Origin of the sequence: Pantoea sp. NPDC088449, assembly GCF_044753225.1 — a bacterium.
Lineage (GTDB): Bacteria > Pseudomonadota > Gammaproteobacteria > Enterobacterales > Enterobacteriaceae > Pantoea > Pantoea floridensis.
In genome coordinates this window covers 118,251-144,266 of the sequence record NZ_JBIVMT010000009.1, presented here as the reverse complement: position 1 = coordinate 144,266, position 26,016 = coordinate 118,251, and the positions used below count along the sequence as shown (strand labels likewise).

Annotated in this window: 26 protein-coding genes; 6 read left to right on the top strand and 20 right to left on the bottom strand. The window is 51.1% G+C overall.

From position 1 onward, the window contains the following. Positions 1–202 precede the first annotated feature (202 nt). Genes ACIP6T_RS24965 through dnaB-PI form a run of 3 tightly spaced genes read right to left on the bottom strand, consistent with a single transcriptional unit; the run spans position 203 to position 3,696 of the window. A complete protein-coding gene (locus ACIP6T_RS24965; protein ID WP_400460110.1) occupies positions 203–787 on the bottom strand; it encodes a DUF2857 domain-containing protein in 585 nt (194 codons plus the stop codon). Between the two features lie 3 nt (positions 788–790). Then, positions 791–2,311 carry a ParB family protein gene (locus tag ACIP6T_RS24960; protein ID WP_400460108.1) on the bottom strand — a complete coding sequence of 507 codons (1,521 nt, stop codon included), beginning with the start codon at positions 2,309–2,311 and terminating at the stop codon, positions 791–793. Beyond that, positions 2,308–3,696 (bottom strand): SPI-7-type island replicative DNA helicase, encoded by a 1,389-nt coding sequence (gene dnaB-PI, locus ACIP6T_RS24955; RefSeq protein WP_400460105.1) that lies wholly within the window; start codon positions 3,694–3,696, stop codon positions 2,308–2,310. The genes ACIP6T_RS24960 and dnaB-PI overlap by 4 nt, the downstream gene beginning before the upstream one ends. 591 nt (positions 3,697–4,287) lie before the next feature. On the opposite strand from dnaB-PI, the gene ACIP6T_RS24950 reads away from it, so the two are divergent. Genes ACIP6T_RS24950 through ACIP6T_RS24940 form a run of 3 tightly spaced genes read left to right on the top strand, consistent with a single transcriptional unit; the run spans position 4,288 to position 5,701 of the window. Then, entirely contained in the window at positions 4,288–4,863 is a 576-nt protein-coding gene (locus ACIP6T_RS24950; protein ID WP_400460102.1) for a hypothetical protein, read from the top strand. Then, positions 4,845–5,315 carry a hypothetical protein gene (locus tag ACIP6T_RS24945; RefSeq protein ID WP_400460099.1) on the top strand — a complete coding sequence of 157 codons (471 nt, stop codon included), beginning with the start codon at positions 4,845–4,847 and terminating at the stop codon, positions 5,313–5,315. Before ACIP6T_RS24950 ends, ACIP6T_RS24945 begins: the two co-directional genes overlap by 19 nt. Continuing rightward, positions 5,315–5,701 carry an acyl-CoA thioesterase gene (locus ACIP6T_RS24940; protein WP_400460096.1) on the top strand — a complete coding sequence of 129 codons (387 nt, stop codon included), beginning with the start codon at positions 5,315–5,317 and terminating at the stop codon, positions 5,699–5,701. Before ACIP6T_RS24945 ends, ACIP6T_RS24940 begins: the two co-directional genes overlap by 1 nt. A gap of 31 nt (positions 5,702–5,732) precedes the next feature. Here ACIP6T_RS24940 and ACIP6T_RS24935 read toward each other — a convergent pair whose 3' ends face one another. The 13 genes from ACIP6T_RS24935 to ACIP6T_RS24875 all read right to left on the bottom strand — a co-directional run bounded on the left by ACIP6T_RS24935 (position 5,733) and on the right by ACIP6T_RS24875 (position 16,577). After that, complete coding sequence (locus ACIP6T_RS24935; RefSeq protein WP_400460094.1) at positions 5,733–7,397, bottom strand: TraI domain-containing protein; 1,665 nt, start codon at positions 7,395–7,397, stop codon at positions 5,733–5,735. Beyond that, positions 7,387–8,904: a UvrD-helicase domain-containing protein gene (locus ACIP6T_RS24930; RefSeq protein ID WP_400460091.1), complete on the bottom strand. Its 1,518-nt coding sequence runs from the start codon at positions 8,902–8,904 to the stop codon at positions 7,387–7,389. The genes ACIP6T_RS24935 and ACIP6T_RS24930 overlap by 11 nt, the downstream gene beginning before the upstream one ends. Before the next feature lie 115 nt (positions 8,905–9,019). Then, positions 9,020–9,700, bottom strand: coding sequence for an N-6 DNA methylase (locus ACIP6T_RS24925; protein ID WP_400460088.1), 681 nt, complete (start codon positions 9,698–9,700; stop codon positions 9,020–9,022). Positions 9,701–9,789: 89 nt separating this feature from the next. Continuing rightward, the gene (locus ACIP6T_RS24920) at positions 9,790–10,101 is read right to left on the bottom strand and encodes a DUF5983 family protein (RefSeq protein WP_400460085.1); all 312 of its coding nucleotides are present in this window, start codon (positions 10,099–10,101) and stop codon (positions 9,790–9,792) included. Continuing rightward, positions 10,098–11,036, bottom strand: coding sequence for a DUF1281 domain-containing protein (locus ACIP6T_RS24915; RefSeq protein ID WP_400460083.1), 939 nt, complete (start codon positions 11,034–11,036; stop codon positions 10,098–10,100). Before ACIP6T_RS24915 ends, ACIP6T_RS24920 begins: the two co-directional genes overlap by 4 nt. Before the next feature lie 103 nt (positions 11,037–11,139). Continuing rightward, positions 11,140–12,126 carry an ArdC family protein gene (locus ACIP6T_RS24910; protein WP_137387501.1) on the bottom strand — a complete coding sequence of 329 codons (987 nt, stop codon included), beginning with the start codon at positions 12,124–12,126 and terminating at the stop codon, positions 11,140–11,142. Between the two features lie 74 nt (positions 12,127–12,200). Then, on the bottom strand, positions 12,201–12,797 hold the full coding sequence (locus ACIP6T_RS24905) for a hypothetical protein (protein WP_400460080.1): 597 nt from the start codon (positions 12,795–12,797) through the stop codon (positions 12,201–12,203). Positions 12,798–12,868: 71 nt separating this feature from the next. Beyond that, the gene (locus tag ACIP6T_RS24900) at positions 12,869–13,480 is read right to left on the bottom strand and encodes a hypothetical protein (RefSeq protein WP_400460077.1); all 612 of its coding nucleotides are present in this window, start codon (positions 13,478–13,480) and stop codon (positions 12,869–12,871) included. Positions 13,481–13,552: 72 nt separating this feature from the next. Further along, a complete protein-coding gene (locus ACIP6T_RS24895; protein WP_400460074.1) occupies positions 13,553–14,161 on the bottom strand; it encodes a hypothetical protein in 609 nt (202 codons plus the stop codon). A gap of 68 nt (positions 14,162–14,229) precedes the next feature. Beyond that, entirely contained in the window at positions 14,230–14,574 is a 345-nt protein-coding gene (locus ACIP6T_RS24890) for a hypothetical protein (protein ID WP_400460071.1), read from the bottom strand. Positions 14,575–14,586: 12 nt separating this feature from the next. Next, positions 14,587–14,928 (bottom strand): hypothetical protein, encoded by a 342-nt coding sequence (locus ACIP6T_RS24885; protein ID WP_400460069.1) that lies wholly within the window; start codon positions 14,926–14,928, stop codon positions 14,587–14,589. Between the two features lie 99 nt (positions 14,929–15,027). After that, positions 15,028–15,375 (bottom strand): hypothetical protein, encoded by a 348-nt coding sequence (locus ACIP6T_RS24880; protein ID WP_400460066.1) that lies wholly within the window; start codon positions 15,373–15,375, stop codon positions 15,028–15,030. A 308-nt stretch (positions 15,376–15,683) separates the two neighbouring features. After that, a complete protein-coding gene (locus ACIP6T_RS24875; protein WP_400460063.1) occupies positions 15,684–16,577 on the bottom strand; it encodes an integrase domain-containing protein in 894 nt (297 codons plus the stop codon). A 943-nt stretch (positions 16,578–17,520) separates the two neighbouring features. Between ACIP6T_RS24875 and ACIP6T_RS24870 the strand changes: the two genes are divergently transcribed. Next, entirely contained in the window at positions 17,521–18,156 is a 636-nt protein-coding gene (locus tag ACIP6T_RS24870) for a hypothetical protein (protein ID WP_400460060.1), read from the top strand. 261 nt (positions 18,157–18,417) lie between these two features. On the opposite strand, the gene ACIP6T_RS24865 is transcribed toward ACIP6T_RS24870, so the two are convergent. Beyond that, on the bottom strand, positions 18,418–18,597 hold the full coding sequence (locus tag ACIP6T_RS24865; RefSeq protein WP_400460057.1) for a hypothetical protein: 180 nt from the start codon (positions 18,595–18,597) through the stop codon (positions 18,418–18,420). Between the two features lie 143 nt (positions 18,598–18,740). Continuing rightward, entirely contained in the window at positions 18,741–18,977 is a 237-nt protein-coding gene (locus tag ACIP6T_RS24860) for a conjugation system SOS inhibitor PsiB family protein (RefSeq protein ID WP_400460054.1), read from the bottom strand. Between the two features lie 616 nt (positions 18,978–19,593). Here ACIP6T_RS24860 and umuD point away from each other — a divergent pair. Both umuD and umuC read left to right on the top strand, forming a co-directional pair. Then, positions 19,594–20,043 (top strand): translesion error-prone DNA polymerase V autoproteolytic subunit, encoded by a 450-nt coding sequence (gene umuD / locus ACIP6T_RS24855; protein WP_400460051.1) that lies wholly within the window; start codon positions 19,594–19,596, stop codon positions 20,041–20,043. Between the two features lie 8 nt (positions 20,044–20,051). Continuing rightward, on the top strand, positions 20,052–21,326 hold the full coding sequence (gene umuC / locus ACIP6T_RS24850; protein ID WP_400460130.1) for a translesion error-prone DNA polymerase V subunit UmuC: 1,275 nt from the start codon (positions 20,052–20,054) through the stop codon (positions 21,324–21,326). A gap of 1,074 nt (positions 21,327–22,400) precedes the next feature. On the opposite strand, the gene ACIP6T_RS24845 is transcribed toward umuC, so the two are convergent. Both ACIP6T_RS24845 and sopA read right to left on the bottom strand, forming a co-directional pair. Then, positions 22,401–23,357 (bottom strand): ParB/RepB/Spo0J family plasmid partition protein, encoded by a 957-nt coding sequence (locus ACIP6T_RS24845; protein WP_400460048.1) that lies wholly within the window; start codon positions 23,355–23,357, stop codon positions 22,401–22,403. Beyond that, entirely contained in the window at positions 23,357–24,523 is a 1,167-nt protein-coding gene (gene sopA / locus ACIP6T_RS24840; RefSeq protein WP_031377974.1) for a plasmid-partitioning protein SopA, read from the bottom strand. Before sopA ends, ACIP6T_RS24845 begins: the two co-directional genes overlap by 1 nt. Between the last annotated feature and the right edge of the window lie 1,493 nt (positions 24,524–26,016).

Below are 26,016 nucleotides of genomic sequence, written 5' to 3'. Positions count from 1 at the left end.
GATCGATCTTGTAATAGCCGGTTCGGTTTTCATTCAGACGTTTATAGTTACGCTCACCCTGCCAGAATCGAAGCACCGCGCGGGTCGCTTTTTTTCGCAGTGAAGATGGAGCAGTAACCGGGGCTTTTAGACCCGGTATAACTTCACAAGACCGCATTCTGCCCCTCCTGATTACAGTGAATGTGTTTCACAGCGGTAACAGTCATGCTCTTCTCCGGGTGGCGGCGGTGAGATGCTCACTCTCCCATTTGAGAACGGTATTCCAGACAGCGGTCAGTGAGATATCCATCTGTTCGGCAGCAAGCAGCATCAAATCCAGCCCCTCGTCCGTTTCACTGCGCAGTGTTTGACTGTCATTTGCCGCCCAGAATTCCCATAGCTCGGTACTCTGTTCCTCGCTGAGGACGGTTCCCCGGCCTGCACGCACTTTTATGCCCGCGATCCTGCGACGCGCGGCTACGTCATTACTCATCAGCCCGAAGAAATGCTCCATCAGTTTGATTGAGCCCCCCAAAGCAAGCGCACGGTCAATCCGTTGCTTTCGCGTCTGATCCTCCCGGGCTTGCGTCATCAGCCTTGCCAGATTGTCCTGATTTATCTGGAATGAGAGAACCGAGACCTCGCTGTTGACGATGTAATGGATATCTTCAATGGTCACATCCTTCAGCGTGGCGATCTCTTCAGATGTCAGACCCATTTTGTCACAGCGGCGTATAAAGCCGTTTTTCAGCTCCATAACCAGGTCAAGCAGGAAACCATTCGCAGCCCGGGATAGGTTCGTGTTCATCAGTTACCCTTCATTTACAGGAACAATTGACGCAGCACCCTTGCGCTGCAGTTCGCGGAGACGACGAAGGATCCTGATTAGCCGAAACACCATCAGAGTTTGCTCGTCATCAAAAACAGGCGTGGCTGAATCAGATGACCCGATCAGCAATTTAAACGTTAAGTTCACAGAGTCCCGACAAGCCGTATCGTCAGCCAGGGAAGCGAGGAATAAGGGCACAACTTGGGCATCATCTATAACCCCTGAAAGCCGGTAACCAGGCTGTAACGCATTTTCACTGGCGGGTTCTAACGCGTCACCACAGCCATGAGCGCTGGCGATGTCCCAACAGAGGCGCCATGCATTACTTTGCAGGTGCTCAATATCGTCCTGTAAGGCGCTGAGATACCAGAGGGAATGGTTATCTGGCGGAGCCACTGGCTGAAGGGGATCATCAGGACATTGGGTGGCAGGAGTTTCATCGTTTACCAAAAAGGATGAACCTTCAGTATCGCTGATTTCAGCGGGTATCTCAGCTTCAGTGACGGTATCCCGCGCATTGCTTCTCATCAGTGGCATGTCATCTGATGGTTGCTCATCCAATGGATCAATATGCTCACCAGCATCATCATTTGCCACTTTTGACGAGGTGGCCGGCAAAGCGGGTGAAACGGCTATGATGATGTCTTCAGCAGGTTCCGCCTTTTCCTTATCAGCACCGCGCAGCTCCAATAACCAGCCATCGTAGTCAAGGTCATCACATGGAAAGGCAGAATTCAGATCACCAATAAGTTCATCAGTGAACATTTCCAGTGACCATAGTTCAGGACCATCAAATTTCTGGCAGCACTGCCCAAACACACTCGTGAAATTGCTCTCGGTACAGGCATCTTTATTTAAATGATATTTATCCCAGACTGTTTCAGCGCTATGGCGCAGCTTGAGCAACTTTCTTAGCTCACGACCACCAAACCCCGATCCCAGCAAAACAGGCATCCACGGATAGATGTTTGTCACCACATCTTCCATACGGCTTACGCTTGAAAAATGTACAGGCAGGCCGTTACTGGTCAGTTCAGCGGCGAGATTGCGCAAAGAGATTTTTTTCCCACGTTCTTCTTCAAGCAATAATCTCGCTTCACGGACAGAAAGGGCCTTATCAATAAAGGTCAGCTGCCCATGGGTTTCATTCTCTGCGAGATGTCCCGCAATGCACTGAAAACGACCAGGCCACGGTTTTTCTATGCAGGTCATATGAAAGAATTGTTGATCTCCGGTTTCATCCCAGAGTTCACGCATGATGGTGTAACGCGTGTTCCCCCCGTCACTGAAAGTCCACTTTCCTTCAGGAATACGGGGATCGCGCGTCACAAACGGTACGGAATTGAGCCCCCGCGCGCGAATAGAGGCTTTCAAATCCTCAAACAAGGGATTGCGGCTTTTTCGCGGATTATCAGGATTCAGACAGAGTTCATCGAGAGTGAAAATTCTGGCCAGACTTTCATCACTGCCGGGCTGTGTTTCAACACGCTGAAATTGACTCATTTGCCTGTGCTCCTGAAATCATAACCAAAGTCATACCCGCCCTCAGGATATTCACTGAAGAGGGTAAATCTGCCGTCAAACTGGGTTTTGATGGTGCCCGTAGGTCCCTGCCGCTGTTTGCTGATAATGATTTCGGCCTGCCCCGGATGCGCCGTATCAGCGTGGTAAACCTCATCGCGATAGATAAAAGCAATCAGGTCTGCGTCCTGCTCAAGCGCCCCCGAATCTCGAAGGTCACCATTGTTAGGACGTTTATCGGCACGCTGCTCTACCTGACGGTTGAGCTGTGAAAGTGCAAGGATGGGGCAGCCGAGTTCTTTACCCAACGCTTTAAGCGATCGGGAGATTTCGGCGATTTCCTGGGTCCGGTTTTCCATATCGGGACAGCGGACAAGTTGCAGGTAATCGACCATGATGAGAGAGGGTTTGCCGTATTTACGGATATATCTGCGAGCCCGGGTGCGAAGCGTAACCGGCGTCTGGCTGCTATTATCATCAATGACTAATCGCTCGCGCCATTCAGCCATCTCCTTAGCACCCATGCTGATCCTTCCCCAGTCCTCGTCACTGAGATTACCGCTGCGAAGGCTGCTGAGTTCTACCCTGCTGCGCATGGACAGCATCCGCATCATCAGCTGATCGGTTGGCATTTCAATGCTGAAAATGAACACACTTTCTTGCGGCCGGCTCATCAGCGCCCCGATACTCCAGCTGAGAGCCAGTGAAGTTTTTCCCATGGAAGGCCGCGCGGCGAGAATAACCAAATCGCCCGGCTGAAGTCCGCAGGTCATAAAATCAACTTCGGCCATTCCTGTGGCAGTGCCGGTAATTCCATTGTCAGCTGCTGTGGCCACTTCAAGCTTGCTCAGTAACTGGTCAAGCGCCTGCAAAATTTCGGTTTCGCACTCGTTTGCGTGTTGCCCCTTCTCACTCAGTGTGAAAAGTGCTTCCTCAGCCTGGGCGGCAACATTTAAAGAGCTCAGTCTGTTACCCCTGATATCAGCCAGAAGCGAATTGCCAATGATTTGCAACTGTCTCAGCCTACTCTTTTCGAGGACGATGCCCACATAGGAAAGTATGTTTGCTGCTGAAGGCGTGTTTTTACCGATCTCAGCCAGGTAAGCGAATCCGCCCGCCGTATCAAGCCGCCCATCCCGTTCAAGCGTTTCACTGAGAGTAATGAGATCGAACGGTTGTAGCCGGGATGCCAGGGCGCTCATTGCACGATAAATCGCGCGATGAGCGCTCACAAAGAAATCATCAGCGGTAATCAGAAGGTTAATATCATCCCATCGGTCATTATCGAGCATGAGCGCCCCCAGAATACACTGCTCAGCGTCGGTATGATAAGGAATGGCTATAACGTCTTTCAGCTTTTCAGGCATGAATAGTTTCCTCCACAAATAGAGTGGATTCGCGATAGGTGAGTAATTAAATGAGCCGTTATCGGGCGTTTGACTGAGCGGACAGCTCTTCTATATATGCATCCAGATAACGATCAATAAGGCCCTGAACAATTTTGCTGGCGGTGACGACACGGCCAGAGTGGTGAGTGAGCCTGACGGCACAGTTCTCAGTTTTCATACGTCTGACTGGACCTATGTAAACAATCGGCGAGGGGCTTCGGGCATCATTGTCTGAGGACATGGTCTCTCCGGCTTTAATTAACGTGTGGATAGGTACTTAACTCAAATATGCAGAAGCAGGCATTTGCATTCTGCATTTGATGTCATCCCTTATGCTCAGCATCTGCACTAACCATGCCTGAAACGAAAATTTGCCCCGCCTCATGATAACTCTCACAGTTCAGATGAAACTTTGTGAAAATATTTAACGTTATATTTATAAAGTTTTTAAATATTACCATCACTTAAGACTTACGTGCAAATATTTCCCATTAATTGGTATTTATTCCCACAACTAAACCAAAGATTTCCTTTAGAATCAGGTGTATTGATTTCGCTAAAGGCGTGCGCATGCTTGACACAATTGAGAAGAGGCTGAAATGTTGCCGTGCGGCAACAGGGACTTCACCTCAGGAAGTGGTGAACTACGTTCAGCAGCAAGATACTGAACTCTCCTACACGACTTACACCCGCTGGGAGTCTGGTGGCACGGTTCCCCCCCGACGTATTGATGTGATCAATTTGATTGCGGATTTCTTCAGTAAAAGCGGTCTTAAAGTTGAGGGGAACTGGATTATGACAGGCGAAGGATTTCCCCCACAGTTCACTGAATACACAAAGCTGGATGAAGACACCCTCTTCATACTGGCCAGTCGCCAGTTGCCCGACGTGGAACTTATCCAGGTTGGAGGGACCTATGGGGAACCTTATGTTAGTTTCGGAGAATTCTGTATTGTATCGAACGAGCGAACTCTGGACCCTAATAATAACAAGCTATGCCATGTAAGGCACAAGAATGGCTTGATTATAGGGGTGGTCAAAATAGTCGACGAGGACAGCGTCACTATTGAAGGTGTAAAAAGCACGGCCATTAAGAAAGAAGAAATTCTCGAGTGCCGGAGAGTAAAGTGGATCCAAAAGAGGTAAAACTCAATTTTCATCGCTGCAGTACGGAAGTCATAAACTTTCTGAACAAGATGGAGAAGACAACCTACATCTCTACCCTTCTTGTTCAAAATAATGCTATCGCCGCTCATCAGAGCAATGGGTATGCTGAGTGGGACAATAAATTTTATTATGAAGGAAAGTATAAGGACAGCCTTCTGATAAAAATAGGCATTGAACTCACCAAGATAAAAAAGGGTGACGTCAGTACAGTCGTCTGGGATGACGCACTCAGAAACGAAAAAATTAATGTCATTGATGAGCAGCGTCGGGCTCATAATATCTACCATGGCATTAGCTTTATCTATGGAGTGGAGAACGATATGAGTATGGCACTCAATATTTGCACCGGGGCCGAAACCTCGCAAAAGGAATTTGAAAACCTGATACTGCCAATGCGGTTTGCACTGCTGAATTACTTTAAGGATTTATGATGTTTACCAAAACCTATTCCGTAGACGAAAAGCACGTTGATTTTCAGGGCGTTGTGGATGGTCTTTATTATCCCTTCTATATGGAATGGACGCGCCACGCGTTTATGAAAGAAGAATTGGGGCTGGATCTGGAGCAGGAGTTCGCTGAAGGTCGACTGCATATGATCCTGGAATATACGCTGCGCTTTAAGAAGAGCCTGCAGAAAGGTGATGAAATGCATGTAACATGCGCCCTGCAAGCCAATGAAAAACGCAGTCGCGTCAATTTCGTTCAGCAGATACTGGTAAACGATACCCTTTATGCAGAAGCCGTATTCACCGCAACCTGTATCGCTAACGGCAGACCGACCGTTCCGGATGCAGTGAAAAATGCCATCCCGGCCTGAATTTAATAAGGGACCTTTAAAGGTCCCTTCATTAACTTTCAATCAGAATATAACGACTGTCATGAAGTTTACTTTTTCCTGAGCAGCCAAGTAAAGAAAGACGAATTAAATATCCACTTCGCTTCTGATACTTACCTTCAAGACCTTCGCTTTCATAAATTTTAACTCTGAAAAAACGCTTATCGTTACGCATATGTAATATGCCCATTTTTTCGAAAGATGACTGTATAGCCTTTCGGTCTTTTTCCACACCATTAGCATCTATGAATTTAAATACCGTCCCCGGCAGAGATATAAACATAAATCCACTTACCGCATGCAGCAAACTGTCATGATGGTTCACGCTGAGCGTTTGATTACTTACAGACTCCTTCATCCACTCTAAAAACTGCTCACCCGGATTGCTTACTTCATTCATAGCTGAAGCTGTGGAAATATATCCTTTTTCATCTTTATCACTTTCAGTGTAAACGACCGTATCCAGCGTGGACTTGATGACAGGGAAATCATCTTCTTGCTTTGCGTCGGGTATGAGTTTCACACATTCATCGGAAACCTCGATTATATGTTCGTCAGAGGTCTGCACCGGATTAACATCATCTGGAATGACCGGGGCCTTTTGTTCCGTATCATCAATCACATCAGTGGCCGCCGGTTCAGCTGCATTGAACATGCTGAGTAGCAGGGAGGTGTCATCATCAACTGATGTTTTTTCAGTCTCAGGTCGTTCATTCGTTGAACCGCAGTTTTCTGAAAGTGCAGATGACAAAGCAATTGGACCCTCTGATGCCGTTAGTTGATGTTCTGCCTGCTCGGTCGAATTATCTGAGGGCAGTTTTGCTGCACTTTCGGTTCCGACATCAGCAAGCACTGAGGCGGTGCTTAGGCCCCCGTCCGGTAAAATGATTGAAGGCTGTGGCTGTTCGGTGAATGCCAATGACATAACTGAAGTCACTGAATGCAGGCCCATAGATGCTGCGCTTACGGGCGAACCGCTGATATCCCGCGCTTTATCGAGAATATATTTAATCAGTGGCATGGCCGATGCCTTTCTGACTGCCAGCGTTGCCATCATCTGCATAGCCTTGCGATCCCCGCTGAGCCAGGTGACACCGTCGTCCGGTAGCAGCCTGGAGGCCATCAACGTTGCCACGCTGGCGTGATCTGCATGATTAACCCGAAACCGAAACGGCGCTGCCGGTGGCACCATGCCAGGCATCCAGCACTGACCGTCCAGTAATTCGCCCTCAATCCGGGTCAGCAACGGCAGATGCGCGGTAAGTGCTGACCAGAAAACAACCGCATTCCAGAGCGTATTCTTAGCGGCCTGCTCTTCAGGAGCGGCACCCGGTGGAAACATATGCCCTTTTGACAGCCTGACGCTGCAGGCGGTAAATTTGAGGGTGAGGTCGATAAATCCGCCTTCTTTACTCCATTCACCTTCCCCGGCGGCCGGCACAACCTGCACGCACTCGGCGAGTTTTTTCAGCGGTGCCAGATACAGCCGGTTATAAACGTCCTCCGGCAAAGAGGTGTTATCCCAGATTTGCCTCATCAGTAGCTTACGATGCGGTAATGAAAGGAGCTGTGTGGCAGACTGCGGCGCAAAATATCCCGATGGGATCCTGCTGCCAGCTGTCGCTGACTTCGCGGCGGTTTTCCCCCCGGACAGGCTGGCAATGAGTTTACTGAACATTTTTACTTCCTGATAATGCCGGTTTATTGTCACAGTTCGATGTCAATTCTGCGCGAGTCGGATTCGTCTCGACCGGAGTTTCAGAGGCTTCATTCAGCTCCTGCAGGCAGCCGGTTACGATACGGACCAGCTCATTTGGCACCAGGACTTTGCACGCGCGGGTCACCGATACGTACAGAAGATTCAGCTCATCTTCCTTTTCGCGCGGGCTCAGAAGCGGGTCGGTAATATCAACAAAATCGTCGCTGAGAACGACCGCGTTCCACTCAAGCCCTTTACTACGGTGCGCGGTCACTACCGTCACGTCAGCATCACTTTCATGCGTTACCGCCTGTTTTTTCAGTACGGCCAGTAACGTCGGAAGGGGAAAGTACATGTCCAGCAGTCGGACGCCCTGCCCCATCTCCGGATCTTTCGTCGCTTTGGCAATGGATCGGTACTCTTCAAAGTCACGATAATCGCTTGTCAGCTGGGGCGACATAATGCGGTCGGGCATATCGACCGAAAGCCAGTACAGATCTTCCAGTTCAACAATGCGGTATCCTTCCATCCCCCCTACCCAGTACACCCTTTTACCCGCCAGGCTTGCCGTAAGGGCCGAACCAATCACGCCCGCCAGCGTCCGGCTGATAACACAGTGATGTGCTGTTCCGGCAGGAAGCTCAGGGACAACCTGATCCTCACCGCCGAGCCCACATATGCCGCGCGATTCTCCTGCTTGCGCCAGTAAAGTATTCGCAACGTCTGCAACCGCCGGACCAAACCGGAAGCTGTTTGTGAGCCAGAGCCGGTCTGCGGTCTCCAGCTGTGGAGAAACCAGCGCGTTTTCTGCTCCCCTGAAGCGATAGATTTGCTGGTAACGATCGCCAACAAGGATGATGCGGCAGGGCTGGCTGAGAACAAACTGACGTGTGACCGGATTGGCGTCCTGCGCTTCATCAAACAGGATAACGTCCCACCTCTTCCCGAGGTCCGGTACAGACAACTGATACAGTTTGAGGTAGATGTCATGTGTCACTGGAAAATGTGAATCCATTCGGGTCATCTCATGCCATAAAACCTGTGCCGCGCCGAGTATCTTTCCCGCATCCAGTCCCCCCCTGTCACTTTCATCTGGCAGGTGCAGAGGTGATATTTCGCTGTCGGCGCTGTAGAGAAAAGTGTTAAGTGTGCTCAGCGCAGATCGTGCCAGCAGCCAGTGGCGCGTATTGAGCAAACGTGCAATATCCGTGACGCGAAGGGATGTGGCGAGTCGCGCCTGAAGGTGCCGGCCAAACCCCGGCCACGCCAGCTGATGAAACGTTTTACACTCCACGTTATAGGGAAATCGTCGCTCGGATTCCTCACGTATAGCGCGGTTATAGGCAAGATAAAGCAAGCGTTCACTGGGATTTGCCAGCGCGTAAGCTTCAAGCGTGGATGTTTTACCCGTGCCGGCGAACGCCGTCACGACAAGTTGTCTGCCTTTCCAGGCAATTACCTGTGCCTGCTCCTGCGTGGGTTGCATGTAAGATGTTCCTCCGTCAGCGTCATGTCATGCACCATGCCCTGCCGGTAGTGTGGTATCCATCGCAAACTCTATATCGATTTGCAAAAAAAACGCCTCCGGAGAGGCGTTATGGTCAGGCTGCGCGTTGCGTTGCGCGGCCGAGTTTTGCTGCCCACCTGCCGGTGTAATGCAGCGGAGTGTAAAGCGTCCTGCGCCGTTCAAGCGTCAGCGCGTTGCCGGTCACAACCTCAGCCGCGATACCGCAGAGCGAGAGCTGTATGTAGGACATATTGGCGGCCAGCGGATCAACGTCCGTTACCGACACCCACAGCTGCTCTGACACCGTATAACCGCGCTGTGCGAACTCTTCAGCAAAGGCGATGACCATGCAGCCCGCGCCGCTGGCCGGTTCCTGCAGCGTAATGAAATCCTGAGCCTGCATCAGCGCATCGATGCCGGACAACTGCACCGATGCCATCATCCGCGAGACGTCCCACGGCGTGAAAAACTGGCCGCGATACTTATCACCCAGCTCAAGCTCCATAAAAACGCTGCCAAGGAAATCACAACGGTCCTGATCGAGCGCCATGACGACGTGACCTAGTAACGCAGCCATCTGAGTGACGTCTTCCTTTTCGTAGCCGGCAATTATGCTCAGATACTGCTTTTCCAGCCCGGCATCGTGAACAACGCCGTTGTGCAGCGCAATCGCCGCGCAGCTGACGAAGTCTTCAAACACCCTGTGCCGGTGATGATAACGGGCCGTGGCGTTGAAAAGCGCGAGGAATGCTTTGCGATGGTTGGCAGAAGTCATGCGTGTTCTCCATAAAAAAAGGGGAACACGCCCCTGAGGAAGTGTTCCCCTCAGGGTGTGTGGCAAGCCTTACGGCTCACCTTTTTTGGTTACCAGCTGTACGTGGTGAATCCCTCAGCTTCCGGAGCCCCTGATTCGAAAATCAGGACTTCCACGGCGTCCGAACGCATCACGGAAGCGATCAGGCGGCGGGCCTCTTTCGATAACCCTGCCTCTTTAAGCCGCAGAACCGGCGCAGAACGCGCGGTTAACCGCAGCAGATAGCCCCCACCGACATAGTGGATCCACTCACCGTATTCGACTTCACGGGTCGTGATTTCATCCAGCAGCGCATTGTCGTCTGCGCTGAGATGAGCCGTAGAAATGACGCGGCAGCGCAAATACTCGCACTTGCCACTCATGCCTGTGCCGTCCGCTGTACGGGCATTCCAGCCTGGAATTCATCGGATTCAGCTGCCGGCACAAGATGAAGCCCGGGCCTGCCGTCGTCCAGCTCATCAACAGTCGCCTCAGCGCTGCAGACGTGCTCGCCACGATCGTAACAGTCATAGCCATCCAGTTCGTGAACGGGCTCGCTGTACCAGTGGCGAATCTCACAGTCAAACGTGGACGAAAGCGCCGCAATCACCTCGCCTGCCGGCGGAAACCAGGCGGAATCAAACGACAGTTTTATGCTGCTCAGTCCTTCACGCTGCCAGCTGACGTTATGACCTGCGGGCCACTCCATGCCGTACTGACGACAGTAAAAACTGCCGGCCGTAGACATCCCGGTAAGCAAACCTCCGCTGCCATTCAGCTCAGCGGCAAGACGACCGGGGATAATCTGCAGCATATCGCAGGGCTGGGCCCGCTCAGGCAGCTGGCTCAGCCGCTCCCAGCACTGCCCCGGTTCAATTTCCCGGGACAGGGTGGCAACACCAAACCAGTCCGCATAGCGCTCCTCAATGAGTCGCGCTATGTGCCTGCGCGATACTTCCGGAATGTTGTCCCAGCGAATCACATCGATACCGGACTGATGGTAAATTCGCTCGATTTTACGCAGGTTCTCACCGTCAAGCGGTACATCCCTGCGCAGCAGATCGAGCCACTGATCAAACGCCAGATTTGCCGGCGTGCCCTGTCCCGTCCCGCTCTGCATCAGCGCGGGAAACGGCGGAAATGACTCCGTTTTGACCGGGCGTAGCAGTCCGCCGCATCCCGCCAGAAACAACTTTATGCTGCGCATGACGGCGTGGCGATACAGCGGTACGGCTTCGCCGGTGATCCACTCTTCCATAATGCCGATGAGCGCGGATTTTCCGGTGATTTCTAAACGGTTATGACACCAGTCTGACATGGTTAATTCCTCTTTTTACGAGAAAAAAGAGGGCACTGTCCCGTAAGGGTCAGTGCCCTCACGGGACGGCAGCGCGATAATTCAATGCTGCCGGGTTGGTGTGTTACGCAGCCTCAGCCGCGCTGTCTTTTAACTGCAGTAAAAACTCAGAGGCTTCCCTTGCCTGCCGGCAGGCACGGAAAAGCGCTTTTTTGTCGGACTTCAGGACTTCCAGCCACGATTTTATGTAGCTGTCGTGCTGAACATCGCCGAAAACGCCGAGCTGAGCACACAGAAACGCGCTGCCCATTTCGGCTATCAGTTCTTCAAACGCATAAACCGGATCGCCGAACTTCTTCGCCGATTTGGTTATGCCTTCACGGTTCAGTCGTGACTCATGGCCGGTGGCATGTACCACTTCGTGCAGCAGCGTGCTGAAGTAGTCGGCATGGCTGAAAAACTGCTCCGCCGTTGGCATCAGTATTGAATCAGTGTGTCTGGCGTAATAAGCGCGGTTCTGTAATTTGAACTGCACCTTAACGCCCGCCATATGCACAATCTCACATATCCGTTTTTCCGTCGGCCAGTCAATCGTGCCGGGGTATTCGGTTACGGGTGATTCATGCGGTACGGCGGCGACACCTTCCGGTAATCCGTCACACTGCTCGACGTTAAACAGAAAGTTAGGCTTTATCATGGCCCTTGATTCCATCAGTGGCTTGCCTTCAGCATCAAACAGCTTGTTTCCGCTGAGATCTTCAGCCTGCTTTTCAAACGGCCTGAAGATAATGGCCTCAGATGATGCTTCACCTTTGCGGACCTGTCCGCCCAGCTCCTGCGCCTGACGATACGTAACCCAGCGATCGGTGCTGTACCCTTTTTCCTCAGCGGCCAGCCACAGCAGCAGCACGTTTACGCCGCTGTATGGCTTGCCCGTTAAGGCATTAACCGGTATCGGACCTGAAGCGGCACAGGTGCCGACAGTGCGCCACGGTTTTGTCCAGGGCGCGACGCCATTTTCCAGTGCCTCTACGATGCGGTCAGTGACCTTCTGGTACAGATCGACACTTTCAGTTTTCTTCGTGCGGCGGGTTTTGGTTGATTTAGTCATGGGATGCTCCTTAGATGAAAAAAGGGCGCATCCCTTCCCTGACGGGCGAGAAATACGCCCGTCAGGGAAGGTTGTTAACACACCGGAGAAATAATTTTTCCGTCGGCGGTTATGCTGTTCAGCCGCAACCGGAGTTGCTGCCTTGAAAAATAAAAGTTGTGGCGGTCAAACCGCTTACTGTCTGTAAATATTGCTTCTTCAAGCATGGATGCTGCCGAACCGAACCACCCGGCCCGCTCTTCGTCGCTGCGGCATTCAAGAAAATCCGAAGTCCGCATGACGTCCATCCTTTGCCTGAGCAGCGCAAGCTTACGCGCACTCAGCCAACTGATGGTTTTTCGTTTCAGCTGATATGCGGAGCGGACAGACAGAACAACCACTTTGTCATCGGCCGTCATCGCGCTGAAAAAGGCAGGGTCATCAACTGTGAGACCGTATTCTTCAGAGATGTGACCAAATTTAAGTTCGACCTGCACGCCCGGATCGCTACTGCCACCGCTGTATTCAAGCGCATGTATCCGCTCTCTAAGATAGAAGAGCTGACCGGGTAAGCCGTTCTGAAACTCCAGAAACAAACCTTCCTGCGAACTGATAACCAGCCTGACCGACATGGTCTGATGGTATGTATCGTGAAACAGCTGCGCGAGCGCGTTACTGTCGAAAGTAAACATAGGATCACCTGCTGAAACAGCGGGACCTGCCTCCTTCCGGAGAGCAAATCCCGGAAGGGTTGGTAAATGCGTCAGTCGTTGTGCTGTTGGGCAAGCCAGAGCTCAATACCTGATATCGCTTCCCACTCTTCAGTGGTGACCTGCTTGCCGGGTCCGGACGTTTTAACCAGCAGCAGGTGTTCAACCGCGCCAGGTATCACGAAAGATGCCGGAATGTCTTCGGGTGCTTTGGTAAACATATCCATGTTCCACGCCAGCCATCGCTGTGCGAAACGCCAGCTTTGCGGGCAGGAACTGGTTATGTGATAGCCGCCGGGGCATATGTTATGCAGAAGAACCAGCACGATGCGCACGAATAAATCCTGTCTGCATCGCTGACTCTCAACCTTACGGTACGGTTGAAAATTATCCGAAAGCGTCTGCCTGAGGTAGAACGGATTGCAGCAGTAGCCTGCACTGTCCTTATGGTTGAACGTAACCGAACCTTCATCATCAAACAGCTCAGAAGCACGGTTCATCTCAAAACCCAGCGGCTTATATGGCCGGATCTGAGCGGGAAGAAGCCAGAAGGCTTCTTTCACCACCTCGGTAAATCGGGACCACTGTTCCGCCTTTATGGACGCCCCCTGGACCAGCTGGTAAACGCCCGGAATGACCAGTGAATCAATTGAGGTCTGTGTCATGGTAAATCTCCAGTTCAGAGGGGATTTACCGCCCGCAGGGACGTAAATCCCCGATGGGTTAAAGTTGAGGTGTTAGCGTTTGTCGGTTTTAAGTGCCTCAAGTGTGAACTCAAGCTCTGAAACCAGACCCCAGTCTGCCGTTGTGAAAGATCGTTCACCGCCAGACACGCTTCTGATAAGCAACTCATCAGCCGCGCCGGTGATAAACCCATGCGTGCTGAAAGGCTGAGGCGCAGCATGATCTAAAATCAGCTCATGCCGTATTGCCCATCGAACAGGCAGAGACCAGCTGACGCCGCCGGCTGATGAGGTTATTTCGTAACAGCCCTCACAATGTTGATACAGCAGGATCAGCACTATTCGTGTGAAGAAATCGATGGGTTGCCCCTCTGTATCAATACGCAAACCGGCGCTTAAATCCTGAGTCAACATCACGCCTCTGGATACGTAATTCCCTTCGTCTTTTCCGGCGAAAGCAAATATCTCCGGAGAAGGGAACATCATGGACGCGCGTTGCATACGCATACCATTCGTGGGCGAGCATGGACGAAGATGTACCGGCAGCAGCCAGAATGCTTCTGTGACTGCCAGGGTAAAACTGTGCCACTGGCTCGGGGATATCCATCCGATCTGCTTCACGTTATAGGTGACGTGCTGAGGCGGTACGGAGATGGGTGTCATGATAAATCCTCATGTAAACGGGATTTATCCCCCTGATGGGGAATAAATCCCCACAGGGTAAAGTCAGATTAGAAAGACTCTAATCGCGCAATTTCAAGATCGCCACGGCCGTCGTGATGACCACTGAAAGAAATACGTTTATGCAAATCCGGGTCAAGTCTGACACTCATAGCCCGTATTGATCTGACCATGTCAGCACAACATGAAGTTAGATATCGACCCTGTGCCCTGCCAAATTCGAGGCCATAAATAACAACGAACTGAACGGCCATATAATACGGTGGCTCATTGTTGTTCTGCACCTCCTCATCAAGGTCATCTAAACCAAGTGATTGGTAAGCCAGGGCCGTAAGCATTTCGCTTTCAAATTCCGCTAACTGCAGCAGGTCGGCTACGTTAGATGAAATAGTCATCTTTCATTCTCCTCACTGATATGCGAAACGCAATCTTGCCATCTGATCCGCCAGCTTCAGTGCAAAGCGGCGAGCCTGACGGTGGGAGCGAAACACTTCGTCCGGTTGCTTCAGGGAACCAAAACGATGATTACCGTAAAAGGTGCCGGAACGGGTAAGTATGCCGGACGTCCATTTTCCAGAGGGTAACTGATGTACCTGCACCTTAAAGCTCAGTGAGCCGGCGCGGTTCGTTATCCATTCATCTTTACTGTTGCTGTCAGCGACACGATCCCACAGGGATAGAGCCGCAACGGAAGCCGCAGAAAAAAGGCCTTTTATGGAAAAGGAAGATGGTAAAAAAAGGGTTTGCATGGTGTTTCTCCGGTTAGTGGGGGAAACACCTGCCCAGTCGGGAAGATGTTTCCCGGTGGGCATTCGCAAAGCGAATGTATGGCTGAGGCGACTGTGCCGTTACTTCTGAGCAGTGAATACCCGGAAGGTCGCAGCGTCAGACGCGGCAAGCTGAGCGGATTTCGCAGCAGCATTGTAAGTGAAGTGCTTACCGTGCCGGCTGAAAATGAATTCATCACCCGGCTGACCGTTAATCACCGTTCTTGCCATAACAATGGCGTGATAACGATGATCGTCGAACCAGACGCGGGAACAGAACTCATAATGACCGGAAGGTGAAGACAGCCACGATGTTCTCCTGAGTGCTGCCGTGATATGAGGGTATTCAGACGCAACTCGGGTTGCAGCTGAAATAACCATATCGAAAGGCATACGCAGCTCAGTCAGGAACGAGTGAGTTATTGACATAGTTTCTCCTGAAGAACAGAGAAACATTTACCCTGTCGGGAATGTTTCCCCGAAGAGCGAAGGCCGAAGCCAGATAGTTGAATGAACCTTCATCGCCAGGCAGTAGGAGCCGTGTTTGACGATATCTGCTTCCAAAGGCGAGCAGATGTACCACACTGATGTGTTCTCCCTTTCAGGCTACAGGAGTGTTAATGCAGCTACCCGAAGGCGTTCATCTCAAGCCACTGACCATTAGTGGTTGTCCGAAGACAACGTAAGAAGCATTTTAATAATAGCGCCGCTTTGAAGAGAATTACAAGCCCCCCTTATTAACCGGTTTCGTCAACGCGGTTATAAACACGCGCAACATAATCTCCGCGCCCGTCACCGTGTCCAAGATCCATCGACACTAAAGCCTCCGCCTCTTTTCGGCTCATTCCATTTTCAAGGTAATGATTTACGGCGTCCTGAGAATAAGCGTACCTGAGACTGTGCGGCGCATGTATTCCCGTCATTCCACTTTCACGTAATACATTATGATAGCGGTCAAGCGCCTGGTGAAGAGTTGGTTTGTCGATTAACTTACCATTATTATCATCCACATAACGAATGGCCTCGTTTAATAAAGCGATAACCCTGTCTCTTTCAAATATCGTTGCATCACGCGGACGCCCTCCTTTAGATCCGAATACAACGCGAACATTATTTTCACCGGCGAGCAAACTTTTTCGCCACGTCTTGAGTGACTTTGCTGACTGAACAGTTTCTTCTGCCCTGAGTCCAATATATCTTGCCAGCTGAATACCTAAAGCGATCCCACGATCTTTTTCTGATACGGTTGATATAATTTCCTTAAGACGTTCATCAGAAATAGCTACTTTAGTCCCTTCCCTACTGGCACCAGAAATATTCAGCGCCTGATTGCTCAGTTTTTCATGTGTAGGATTAGCCAGAATGTTCCGCTCCCCCTTTGAAAGGATTGAACGTAATGCGGCCATTTCATTTTGCAACGTTCGGGACGATATATTTTCAACCTGACGACTTCGGATATAGTTTTCGATATGTTTGGTCTTAATATGACTTACGTCCCGAATCTGTATATTAAGGGTTGCCAGTCGCTCCGAAAAGCGGCTGGCAATCTTTGAACGATCAGAAACAGTTTTAAAACTTCCTCCGCGCTGACGTGCGAGCGTAACGAGCTGCTTACTTAATTTTCCAGCCACTGTATATCTCCTTCAGAATCCACAGGTGTTGGCCCACAAAACCAACAGCTGTATGACTCTGACTCTGTACATCTCTTCCCCGATGACACGGTTGCTTTTGCGCTTCCTGCGTCTCGACTGGTATCTGTGCATCGGGGCGGCGAAATGTTGAGTTCTTGCGAGGCTCCCCAGGTCTCTGACCTGTTTGCGGCTTACGCCGTGCTGACGTTAGTCAGTCTGCCTCCGTACACCAGTTTCCTGATGTCGCCATCGATACCGAGTCGATCATTCTCCTTCTAATAAAACGCCCTTAACGAGTTGTTCGTTAACGTCGCGTCATGGTTGATAAATAGCCAGTTGGCACCTGAAAACACGTAATACGTGCACGTCAGATTGTACCGGCCTGCTGAAAACCGCACTGTGCGTGGGTTTGGTCGTTATGCGCTGCGCGCGTCACTTTGTTCTCGTATCTCTCGAACCAAAGTGACGCCGCGCAGCTTCATGCTCCTAATGCGGTTTCCGCAAGGACCCAAATGTTCCAAATGGGCTTATGCGTCATTGCAAAAGTCGTATGCAGCTCAGGGCGTATCCCTGAAAAATTCATAACGGAAGTGAAGTAAAGCATCGTTGTGGACGCTTTATCTGAGAGCAAGAAGCGTAAAAAAAGCCCTGCGTTGGTATGTTTAAGAGACCCCCATCGTCGCGTCGTAGGTGCGCATTGTTGACGATATCTGCTTCCAGGAGCGAGCAGATGTACCACACTGATGTGTTCTCCCTTTCAGGCTACAGGAGTGTTTTAAGCAGCTGCCCGAAGGCGGTCCTCTCAAGCTATTGGACCATTGGTGGGTCGCCAGTTGGCGACGTAGTACATTTGAACGATATCAATACTACAGCACCGATGTCAAAACAGATCTAATATTTACGTTGAAATCCAGATTCATGTTAATAATTTAAAGGAGAAAAAATGGACAACATAAGCAATGCCACCTTACTGACTTTAACTGTCACCATATTTATAGCAGCAGTTAACTTTTTCTTTGGAATTCATGGAAGATTAAAAAAATTTTCGAATGAAAGAATATCTGTCTACAAGGAAATATCCTCACTAGAGGATAGCAATGGACAATTTTCAGATGCTAAAGAAGTTGCAAAGCAGAAGCTCAAGTCACAAGTGCTTTTTGAATTGACAAAATTGAGAGATACCAAGCTTGCTTCTTTAATGCTACATATCCTGAAGAAAAACTCTGACATAGACATTAAAAAAGAAACTTCTGTCAGAACAGTAGTTGACTGTTTAGATCAAGAAGTGACAGTTATAAACTCTTCAATTACAAACACAACGCTATCTCTTAGCCGACCTAGATTCTGTAAAAAAAGAAACAAAGGTGCCTTACTAGTTTCCTTATATATAACACTATCAATCATATTTTCTCAAGCAGCATTTTCATTCTCAGAATCAAGAGAGCAATTACCAATGGCATTAGCAACAGGATTAATATCCTTGCTTATGATCTTTCTGTATGCACTATGTCTAATAAAATACCCTATACTGGGTAGCTTTAATCATTACAACAACATCATAAGAAATCTAGTAAATTAAAGATCCCTTAGTGGGTGGGTACTAAAACCACTCCACTCTTAATAATTACCGCCCATATATTTCCCTTGAACCCTATAACAATAATTTAATCCAACAACCTCTGGATAATACCTGAAAACACATTAAAGGTGGATCTAGTCCAATTTATAAAAAATTATGAGCTTAGCCGCTAAATTGGAGATTTATGAATATGAAAGCGATACTGAGATGACCTGTTACCAATTGATCTCACAGAATGCTGTTAGTACTGTACGCTGCTTTTTAACAGCTGCCGTTTGTAACCAGTGCCGTTTCTGCTTCGCAGATATGCTTTTCCTGCGCCTCTGCCCAGTGCAGCATCGCCTTCATGGAAAATTCCGGCGCTGCGGTTCCAAACTGCAAAACAATGTCTGGCAGAGTCAGTAATGCTGTAGTCGGTACAGAAGCGCTGTCATATTTCATTTCAAGCCAGCAGCGTCAATTGGATGTGCAGAACTTTGCGCCACATTTTACAGGCTGCATACCTTTTGCCACTGCGGGTAGATGCTTGGCGCCATTGAAGTCTCAAAGATGTTGTGTTCATGATCGCCTTCCCCTTTTGCACGTTACAGCCACAATTTCCGCAGGCGTAATGCCCGCAAATACCATCTTTCTGTCTGCGTGAGCAGATGGCCAATGGCCTTCGGCTTGAAGCGTTTGGTATTCAGAATGTACAGGCCGGTTTGATCGAGCATTGCGGGGATAAACCCGTGACAGAAAGGCAATTTGCCATCCGGGCTGAGAATATCGATCGTGACGCGGCGATTTTTCAAGTACGTCAGGCGCAGATGAGCCGGAAACACCCCACGCCCCTCTGCACTCGCGGTCAGTGACCGATTGCAAATAATGCTTTTAGCCCGAATCTGTTGCCATAATTTTCTGCGTCAGCATTAGCCACCCGATGGCCTGAAAGGCTTTGGACAGAACGACGTTAGGCTTGGTGCGAAGCATGGCAGCGCGGCCCGAAGGGCGACGCCAGATGTCAGTATCATGTAGTGAAAAGGAACTGGACCTTATTGCGCCCAACATTGAGGAGACATACGGCTCCGCTGCCGCTGCTATTTTTGCATCTCGCACTCTATGCGGGGAGTTGTCCACAATTTGGGTGTACAGCTATCCGCAAACCCTGTGGACAGTTTGTCGCACGACAGGGGGAGCAGGTGGCAGGAGCAACTGTTCACTTAGCAACCAATCAGCCAGTCTCTGGCGCTGAACGTTTTATCCAACTGAATATTGAAAATAACTCATTATTCTTCAGGGGCATTGTCGAGAGTGAGACGATTCAACATGGATACAGACTTGTCATTGAATCACGCCTCATTAATACTGTACATATAAACAGTGTTATTGGGGGCGATTTATGTGTTGTCCCATGTTTTTTTCTGCCGCTGAGACGGCATCTTTTAAAGAGCTGCTGTCGTGAAACCCGCAACCTACAGCTCTGGCCTGACACTGCTCTGGCCACCTATATTTACGCCTCGCGTTCGCGTGCCGCTGTTTGCGGACACCTGCGCGGCGGGTTTCCCCTCCCCTGCTCAGGATTACGTTGAGTCCGAGCTTGATCTGAATGAATTATGCATACGTCGGCGCGCCTCAACATTCTTCGTTCGTGCCAGAGGCAGCAGCATGCAGGAGCTGGGCCTTTATGACGGTGACGTCATGGTTATGGATCGGGCTGAGGAGGCTTCCCACGGGGATATCGTCATTGCTGAGGTTAACGGCGAATTCACGGTTAAACGCCTGCAGCTGCATCCTCGTCTCGCCCTGCTGCCCATGAATCCGGCCTACTCAATTATTTATCCGGAAGAGCTGCAGCTGCTTGGCGTCGTAACCTGGTTCTTCAACAGCACGCGTGCCCGTCGGAGGTAACCATGCCCATGTTTGGTCTGGCAGACGTTAATTCCTTTTACGCAAGCTGCGAATCGCTGTTTCGACCCGATCTGCGCGGTAAACCCGTTGTGGTGCTCAGTAACAATGATGGCTGCGTTATCGCACGCTCCGCAGATGCTAAGGCGCTGGGAATAAAAATGGGTGCGCCCTGGTTTCAGATTAAAAACGAACAATTTCACGTTAAGATTCATGTGTTTAGCTCGAATTGCGCCCTATATCACTCCATGAGCACACGCGTAATGTCCTGCATAGAGGAGATGGTTCCCCGGCTGGAGGTTTACTCCGTAGACGAGGGATTCTGTGACTGCCGGGGAATGGATCTGACAATGACCTATGAAAACTTTGGCAGAATGATCCGCGCCCACGTCCTTCAGTGTACCGGACTGACGGTGGGTTGTGGACTGGCACCGACGAAAACGCTTGCAAAGTCTGCCCAGTGGGCAAGCAAGGAGTGGCCTCAGTTTCGCGGCGTGCTGGCATTAACACCCACTAACCCCGGCCGCATTGAGGCGATGCTTGCCCGTCAGCCAGTTGAAGAAATCTGGGGTGTCGGCTCAAGGATCAGCAAGCGACTCAATCTTCTTGGCATCAAAACCGCGCTCGATCTCGCCCGCACCTCCCCTGTTTTCATCCGTAAAAACTTCAGCGTTGTGTTGGAGCGTACCGTGCGCTTGCTCAACGGAGAAGCCTGCATTGAGATGGAGGATGCCCCTCCACCGAAGCAGCAAATCGTTGTCAGCCGCAGTTTCGGAGAACGCATTACTTCCTATGATGCGATGCGCCAGGCCATCTGTACCTACGCAGAACGCGTTGGGGAAAAGCTGCGTGCTGATCGGCAGTTTTGCCATCACGTTTCCGTTTTCATCCGCACGTCACCCTTTGATACCGGTCAGCCAGGTTACAGCAGCACGGCATATGTGAGGCTGCAGGTCGGCACTCAGGACACCCGTGACATTATTGGCGCAGCCGTGAAGTCGCTCGATACCATCTGGCGTCCAGGCTTCCGTTACGCTAAAGCCGGTATCATGCTTGATGAGCTGCGACCGAATGGCATCGCACAGCTCAACCTGTTCGATGCAGAAAAGCCGCGTCCCGGCAGTGAGGCGCTAATGGGTCTGATGGATACAATGAACAGGTCAGGACGATACAACATTGGGTTTGCCGGAAAGGGTATCCAGCCAGAATGGAGGATGAAGCGTGAGATGCTCAGCCAGGCGTGGACAACCAACTGGAAGGAAATCCCGATAGCAAAAATCTGTTAGTGAGACCCGCTACTGACGAGTCACGCCAAAACAATCCAGCGCTCGGATAACTGGGACCACGGTCCCAGTTATCCGAGCGCTGGATTGCGGTATTTTTGACTGATGGTCCATGTACCTTTCGAACAGGGTGCAGTCTGAACGGCATTGACCAGCATGCCATCTGGGACCTCGATCCCAGACGAGCTAGCTCATCCTGGCTCCACTGTATTCGACTTCTGCACAATTCCGAATCGGGGACAAATCGGATACATTCACCAAACATTACTAAACAGGAAAACAACATCAAGCGCCGAGGCATGCGCTTTTTTAACTGGGACCATGGTCCCATTTACCATACGGGTGATTGAGACCAGCAAATGGAAGACGGTTCCGGGCACGTATCGATACAGGCTCAGTAATCATGAATACGATCCGTCCGGTTGCAAGGACGATGGTTCAGACAAACGGTATCAGATGTAAATAGCTAGATGATAATGAACTGACATCTGCGGCTATCATCGTGCCAGACATGTATGGTAAATGGCATATACTGGTGATCCACGAGCCGGAACCCGAATAAGATGCCACAACGTACAGCGGTTTATCTCAGACTCTCGGCCACACAACCCAGATTGAAAGATGACCGGTGATAAAGCGCAGAGCCTACTCTCTAGAATAACCATCCCGCTGAAAATCCAGCATGGCTGACAAAATAACGCAGTCACGATACGGGCACGGAGCAGACGCCATGATTATATACCTCTGGTGAGTGAGCCGGTTATCCAACCGCAGCAGGATAGATTGCAGGGAGATTGGCTGGGACCGTGGTCCCAGCCCGGCGCCTGTAATCTCAGGGTTCTGAAAGAAGGGCATCTGGCAGGTCATCGTGACCTGAACAATAATATGTTTTGTTCAGCGACAAGAATTCAAGTCTGAGCAGGCCGCGGGGGAAGAGAAGAGCGGCCGGAATGCTGGCCGGGACCGCGGTCCCAGAGAGAAGAAAAATGCCGGCGCTAAATATACAACTCAGGTTATTAGCCGGTCCATTGGAACGCAGTTTCAAGCGCGAGCTGGGACCGTGGTCCCAGCTACGCATCAGTGCTTAAGCTTCAAGAGCAACTCTTCAAACTGGGCAATAAGTGACTCAGGGACTCTGGTTTTATCCAGGGTGAACAACACCTTATTGCCCTTATACTGGGCAGAGGCTCCAGGAGCAAAATCTTTGTTAATCGCAGATTCCTTGGCAGAAGAGGTGCTTTTTGTCAGGACCTTATTCAGTTCCTGCAGGATATCTTCTGAATCATACAACAGGCCGTTTTTGCGTCCGGCAATCAAGGACTGCGCCTGTTCAACCAACAACGCTTCTTTGCCCTCAAATGCCTTAAATAACTGCTCACCCGCTCTGGCTGAGAGTTCGCCCGGATGGGAGAAAAGCGAGAGCACATCATGAGGCAGCCTTGACGTATTAACGCAGCGCGTAATGATTTTGCGGGAAATGCCTTCCGCATCGGCGAGCGCTGAGACGTTATTCGCAAACTCATTTTCCAGTCGCATCGCGTAGCGCCTGCCGCGTTCGTACGCGCTGGTCGGTCGGTAATCATTGCCGAGCTTGCAGAGTGCGTCCATCTGTTCGTCGTCCAGATCGCCCGTCAGTACGCGATATTCAGACGACGTCAGTATGGCCGTCATGCGGCGGCGGCTGCCGTCGGCGACTTCTATTCCGTCCTTAACCGGGCGACCAAACGCTGGGTTCTGCTGGCCGTTCAGCAGGAAAGAAGGGATGAGATCCTCTAGGGCATCTTCCGTCAGAAACTCCTGCACGCGCTCGTTGCCACTCCAGACGCGGGTGTACTTTTCGACCTTACCGGCTGGTACGGTTTCCAGTGTAAACTTGACGTCACGACCGCACACGGGAAGCACAATCGAATTCCCTTTGGTCATGCTGCCGACGCGGGCGATCAGCGAATCCACCATCGGTGCAGCGGGCGCGGCGGACGGTGCACCGGCAGAAGAAGAGGGTGACGCTTTAGGAATAATGGGTGCACGTTTCATCAGCGGATCTCCCAGCGCGGCTTAATCAGGCGGTCAAAGATTTCGTTACAGACGGGCTCCCAGATGGCAAGCGCGTTTCGCCACGCGCCGGTGGAGGAGCGCTGGTCGATGGCCTGCTCAAACACGGTACGCATCCTTATCTGACCTTTCCCCACCTCATCGGTTTCACGGACGACATTCTTGAGCACCATACCGCCCCATGCATCTCGGATCTGCTCCTCCATCCACGGCGACTGCGATCCGTTGTTGTTGCTGTACTTGGTAAGCAAGATCCTGACGTCTGGCTCAAACCCCTGAAGATCGACGTTTTTCAGCAGGTCGCGAAGCATGTCAAAAAACTGCAGGGCAGAGGTGTAGTCAAAGAGCTCCGCAGGCGTCGGCACGATCAGTACGTCCGCCGCGCACACCACGTTTATTGTTCCGATCCCGAGGTTTGGCGCACTGTCAATAACGACCACATCATAGTCTTGCGCCACGGATTCGATGGCGAGTCGGAGCATCATGTGTGGCTCCGTGGGCAGCTTACCCTCGTCATAGCGCCCCATGAGTTCAGTTTCAATACGGTGTAGCGCCAGGCAGGAAGGAATAATATCCAGTCCTGGCCAGCAGGTCGGTCTGACGGCATAGAAGGCATCATCGCGCTCGCCGAGATAGAAGGGCAGCAGCGTGTCTTCAGCGTGAATGTGCAGGTCAGGTACCCAGCCGTGATACATGGAGGCCGTTCCCTGTGGATCGTTCCCCTCAACCAGCAGCACCCGCAGGCCCTTGAGCGCCAGATCCTGCGCCAGGTGAACCGACACGGAGGTTTTGTAGACGCCGCCTTTGTGCGCCGCCACGCCAATCACGGGAGGGATACTTTCATCGGGCCGGCGCAGGCGGGTTCCGAAAACATCCCTCATGTGATTGATTTGCTCGATGGTATAGCCCACGCGCTGCTCCACCCGTCCGCGCATTTCCAGATCGGGGTAGGGCAGCCGCCCAGCCTTTTCGGCGTCGCGGATAGCCTGAGGCGAAACTCCGATCAGATCAGCCGCCTCGCCAACGCGCCAGCGGCGCGTGATCTTCCGTGCCTCTGGGCTGTCGTCGTTAAACTGCGCTACGGCAATCGCCCGGGTCATTTCATGTCCGGCGGCGATGCATTGGTCGAGCGTATTCATCAGTCCCACACACTTCTCCTTATTAACTTTGCATAAATACATTAAATCTTGATATTTAATGCAAAGCAACACCAAATTTGCAAATTACATGAATTAGTGCAAAGTTCATAACACTCATGAGATTCGATTGACCCAATCGTTACTGACTAAACAATAATGCATTCATTAACATTACTCAGAACCAGAATGAACGGAAATCGCATGGATAACCCAGAGCCGAATTTGGCTCTGCAGTAGATTAGCCCTTCTGCTGGCTGTGCATGCCAACAGCAAACTGTTAAGTATAAAAATCGTTATACCAACACTTTTCCCTGCACAACACATCGCCATAGCTTTGGAATTACCCCATTTATATCAAACAGGTAGTTCGGGCCGCAAAACAGGTGTAGCGCGGAGTGGGGCGGAAAATAAGCCTTAATACCCTAGGCGTCGCTACGTTAAAATTAACGGATGAACAGCCCGGATACCCCAGCAAAATTCGCCAGCGTGCGTGACGGCGCTTCCCTTCGCGCCAGCCGCGGACTTTGCCACAACCTTAGCGCTGTGGCGCATGGCTACCGTGGACGGTATGACGCCGTTCTATCTGTTTGTCTCCGAAGCCGCGCTTCTTCATTATCTTCCCAACCGGTGCCACCACTGTTTATTTAACACGCTTTGGAACACCGGCGCGCGTACTGGCGAGGGGCTGCCCGCTGACGCCTGAATCGTTCGTCATCGACGGGCCGCGCCCATTTGTATGGATCAGCTGAGGGGCGGGCACAACGTTGCGTGCGCGCTCGATAGACATGTATACGCGGGCGTTTGCGCTCGACGTCGCGGCGGTGCTTAAAAACCTGCAGCACGAAGCAAAAAATGTATTCCACACAAAGATATGACACTGCTCCTGTGCGGTACGATTGATGCGGTGAAAACAGTCATGCGTAGTTATATTCAGCCTTGTTGCTGATGACAGCTTTTGCGGCAGATTCGTTGATTTACACTTGGCTTGTCAGTGCAAATCCTGTCAGCGCCATACGCGGGTGATGACTGTCAGGAATCTGAGGCCTGAGCGGATCTGCGAAGAGGGCTTTCTACCCGTGAAGGCCTTACACTGGCAGAGCGGGATCTCAGCCAGAAAAGCCTGAAGCAGCTGACCGGACTGTTCGACCACCGCCTGCAGCGAGCGTATGCCACGCTGTGTTCACTCACGATCTCCGCCTCCGATACCCGCGTCCTTAACGAACCTGGTTAACAGTCCGTGACCGCCGGATTGAATTCAGCAGATGGTAGTATCGCGCCGACTGGTACCATTACATCATTGTTAACCTATCGTTCAGTACAGTGAGCATGGGAGTGATCACCTGGGTATGAGCGCCGGAGTTTGGAGAGCTGTACACAGGGCCGATGCTGCGGGTGAACATCGCGGTATCCGTTGCTGATGATCACGGCCAGACCAACGCCCCGCAGGACCCGACAGCTAGTAGCTGTATCTGCAGTTGTATAATGGCTCGTCGTTAGACGTC

Bases quoted from the DNA above. Each gene is read 5' to 3' on its own strand.
- ACIP6T_RS24950 (WP_400460102.1), top strand. From the start codon at position 4,288: ATGCTTGACACAATTGAGAAGAGGCTGAAATGTTGCCGTGCGGCAACA.
- ACIP6T_RS24935 (WP_400460094.1), bottom strand. From the start codon at position 7,397: ATGTTCAGTAAACTCATTGCCAGCCTGTCCGGGGGGAAAACCGCCGCG.
- ACIP6T_RS24880 (WP_400460066.1), bottom strand. From the start codon at position 15,375: ATGTCAATAACTCACTCGTTCCTGACTGAGCTGCGTATGCCTTTCGAT.
- ACIP6T_RS24960 (WP_400460108.1), bottom strand. From the start codon at position 2,311: ATGAGTCAATTTCAGCGTGTTGAAACACAGCCCGGCAGTGATGAAAGT.
- ACIP6T_RS24900 (WP_400460077.1), bottom strand. From the start codon at position 13,480: ATGACACAGACCTCAATTGATTCACTGGTCATTCCGGGCGTTTACCAG.
- ACIP6T_RS24845 (WP_400460048.1), bottom strand. From the start codon at position 23,357: ATGAAACGTGCACCCATTATTCCTAAAGCGTCACCCTCTTCTTCTGCC.
- ACIP6T_RS24920 (WP_400460085.1), bottom strand. From the start codon at position 10,101: ATGAGTGGCAAGTGCGAGTATTTGCGCTGCCGCGTCATTTCTACGGCT.
- ACIP6T_RS24895 (WP_400460074.1), bottom strand. From the start codon at position 14,161: ATGACACCCATCTCCGTACCGCCTCAGCACGTCACCTATAACGTGAAG.
- ACIP6T_RS24885 (WP_400460069.1), bottom strand. From the start codon at position 14,928: ATGCAAACCCTTTTTTTACCATCTTCCTTTTCCATAAAAGGCCTTTTT.
- ACIP6T_RS24965 (WP_400460110.1), bottom strand. From the start codon at position 787: ATGAACACGAACCTATCCCGGGCTGCGAATGGTTTCCTGCTTGACCTG.
- ACIP6T_RS24910 (WP_137387501.1), bottom strand. From the start codon at position 12,126: ATGACTAAATCAACCAAAACCCGCCGCACGAAGAAAACTGAAAGTGTC.
- ACIP6T_RS24865 (WP_400460057.1), bottom strand. From the start codon at position 18,597: ATGAAATATGACAGCGCTTCTGTACCGACTACAGCATTACTGACTCTG.
- ACIP6T_RS24915 (WP_400460083.1), bottom strand. From the start codon at position 11,036: ATGTCAGACTGGTGTCATAACCGTTTAGAAATCACCGGAAAATCCGCG.
- ACIP6T_RS24930 (WP_400460091.1), bottom strand. From the start codon at position 8,904: ATGCAACCCACGCAGGAGCAGGCACAGGTAATTGCCTGGAAAGGCAGA.
- ACIP6T_RS24870 (WP_400460060.1), top strand. From the start codon at position 17,521: ATGGACAACATAAGCAATGCCACCTTACTGACTTTAACTGTCACCATA.
- dnaB-PI (WP_400460105.1), bottom strand. From the start codon at position 3,696: ATGCCTGAAAAGCTGAAAGACGTTATAGCCATTCCTTATCATACCGAC.
- umuC (WP_400460130.1), top strand. From the start codon at position 20,052: ATGTTTGGTCTGGCAGACGTTAATTCCTTTTACGCAAGCTGCGAATCG.
- ACIP6T_RS24925 (WP_400460088.1), bottom strand. From the start codon at position 9,700: ATGACTTCTGCCAACCATCGCAAAGCATTCCTCGCGCTTTTCAACGCC.
- ACIP6T_RS24940 (WP_400460096.1), top strand. From the start codon at position 5,315: ATGTTTACCAAAACCTATTCCGTAGACGAAAAGCACGTTGATTTTCAG.
- ACIP6T_RS24890 (WP_400460071.1), bottom strand. From the start codon at position 14,574: ATGACTATTTCATCTAACGTAGCCGACCTGCTGCAGTTAGCGGAATTT.
- ACIP6T_RS24905 (WP_400460080.1), bottom strand. From the start codon at position 12,797: ATGTTTACTTTCGACAGTAACGCGCTCGCGCAGCTGTTTCACGATACA.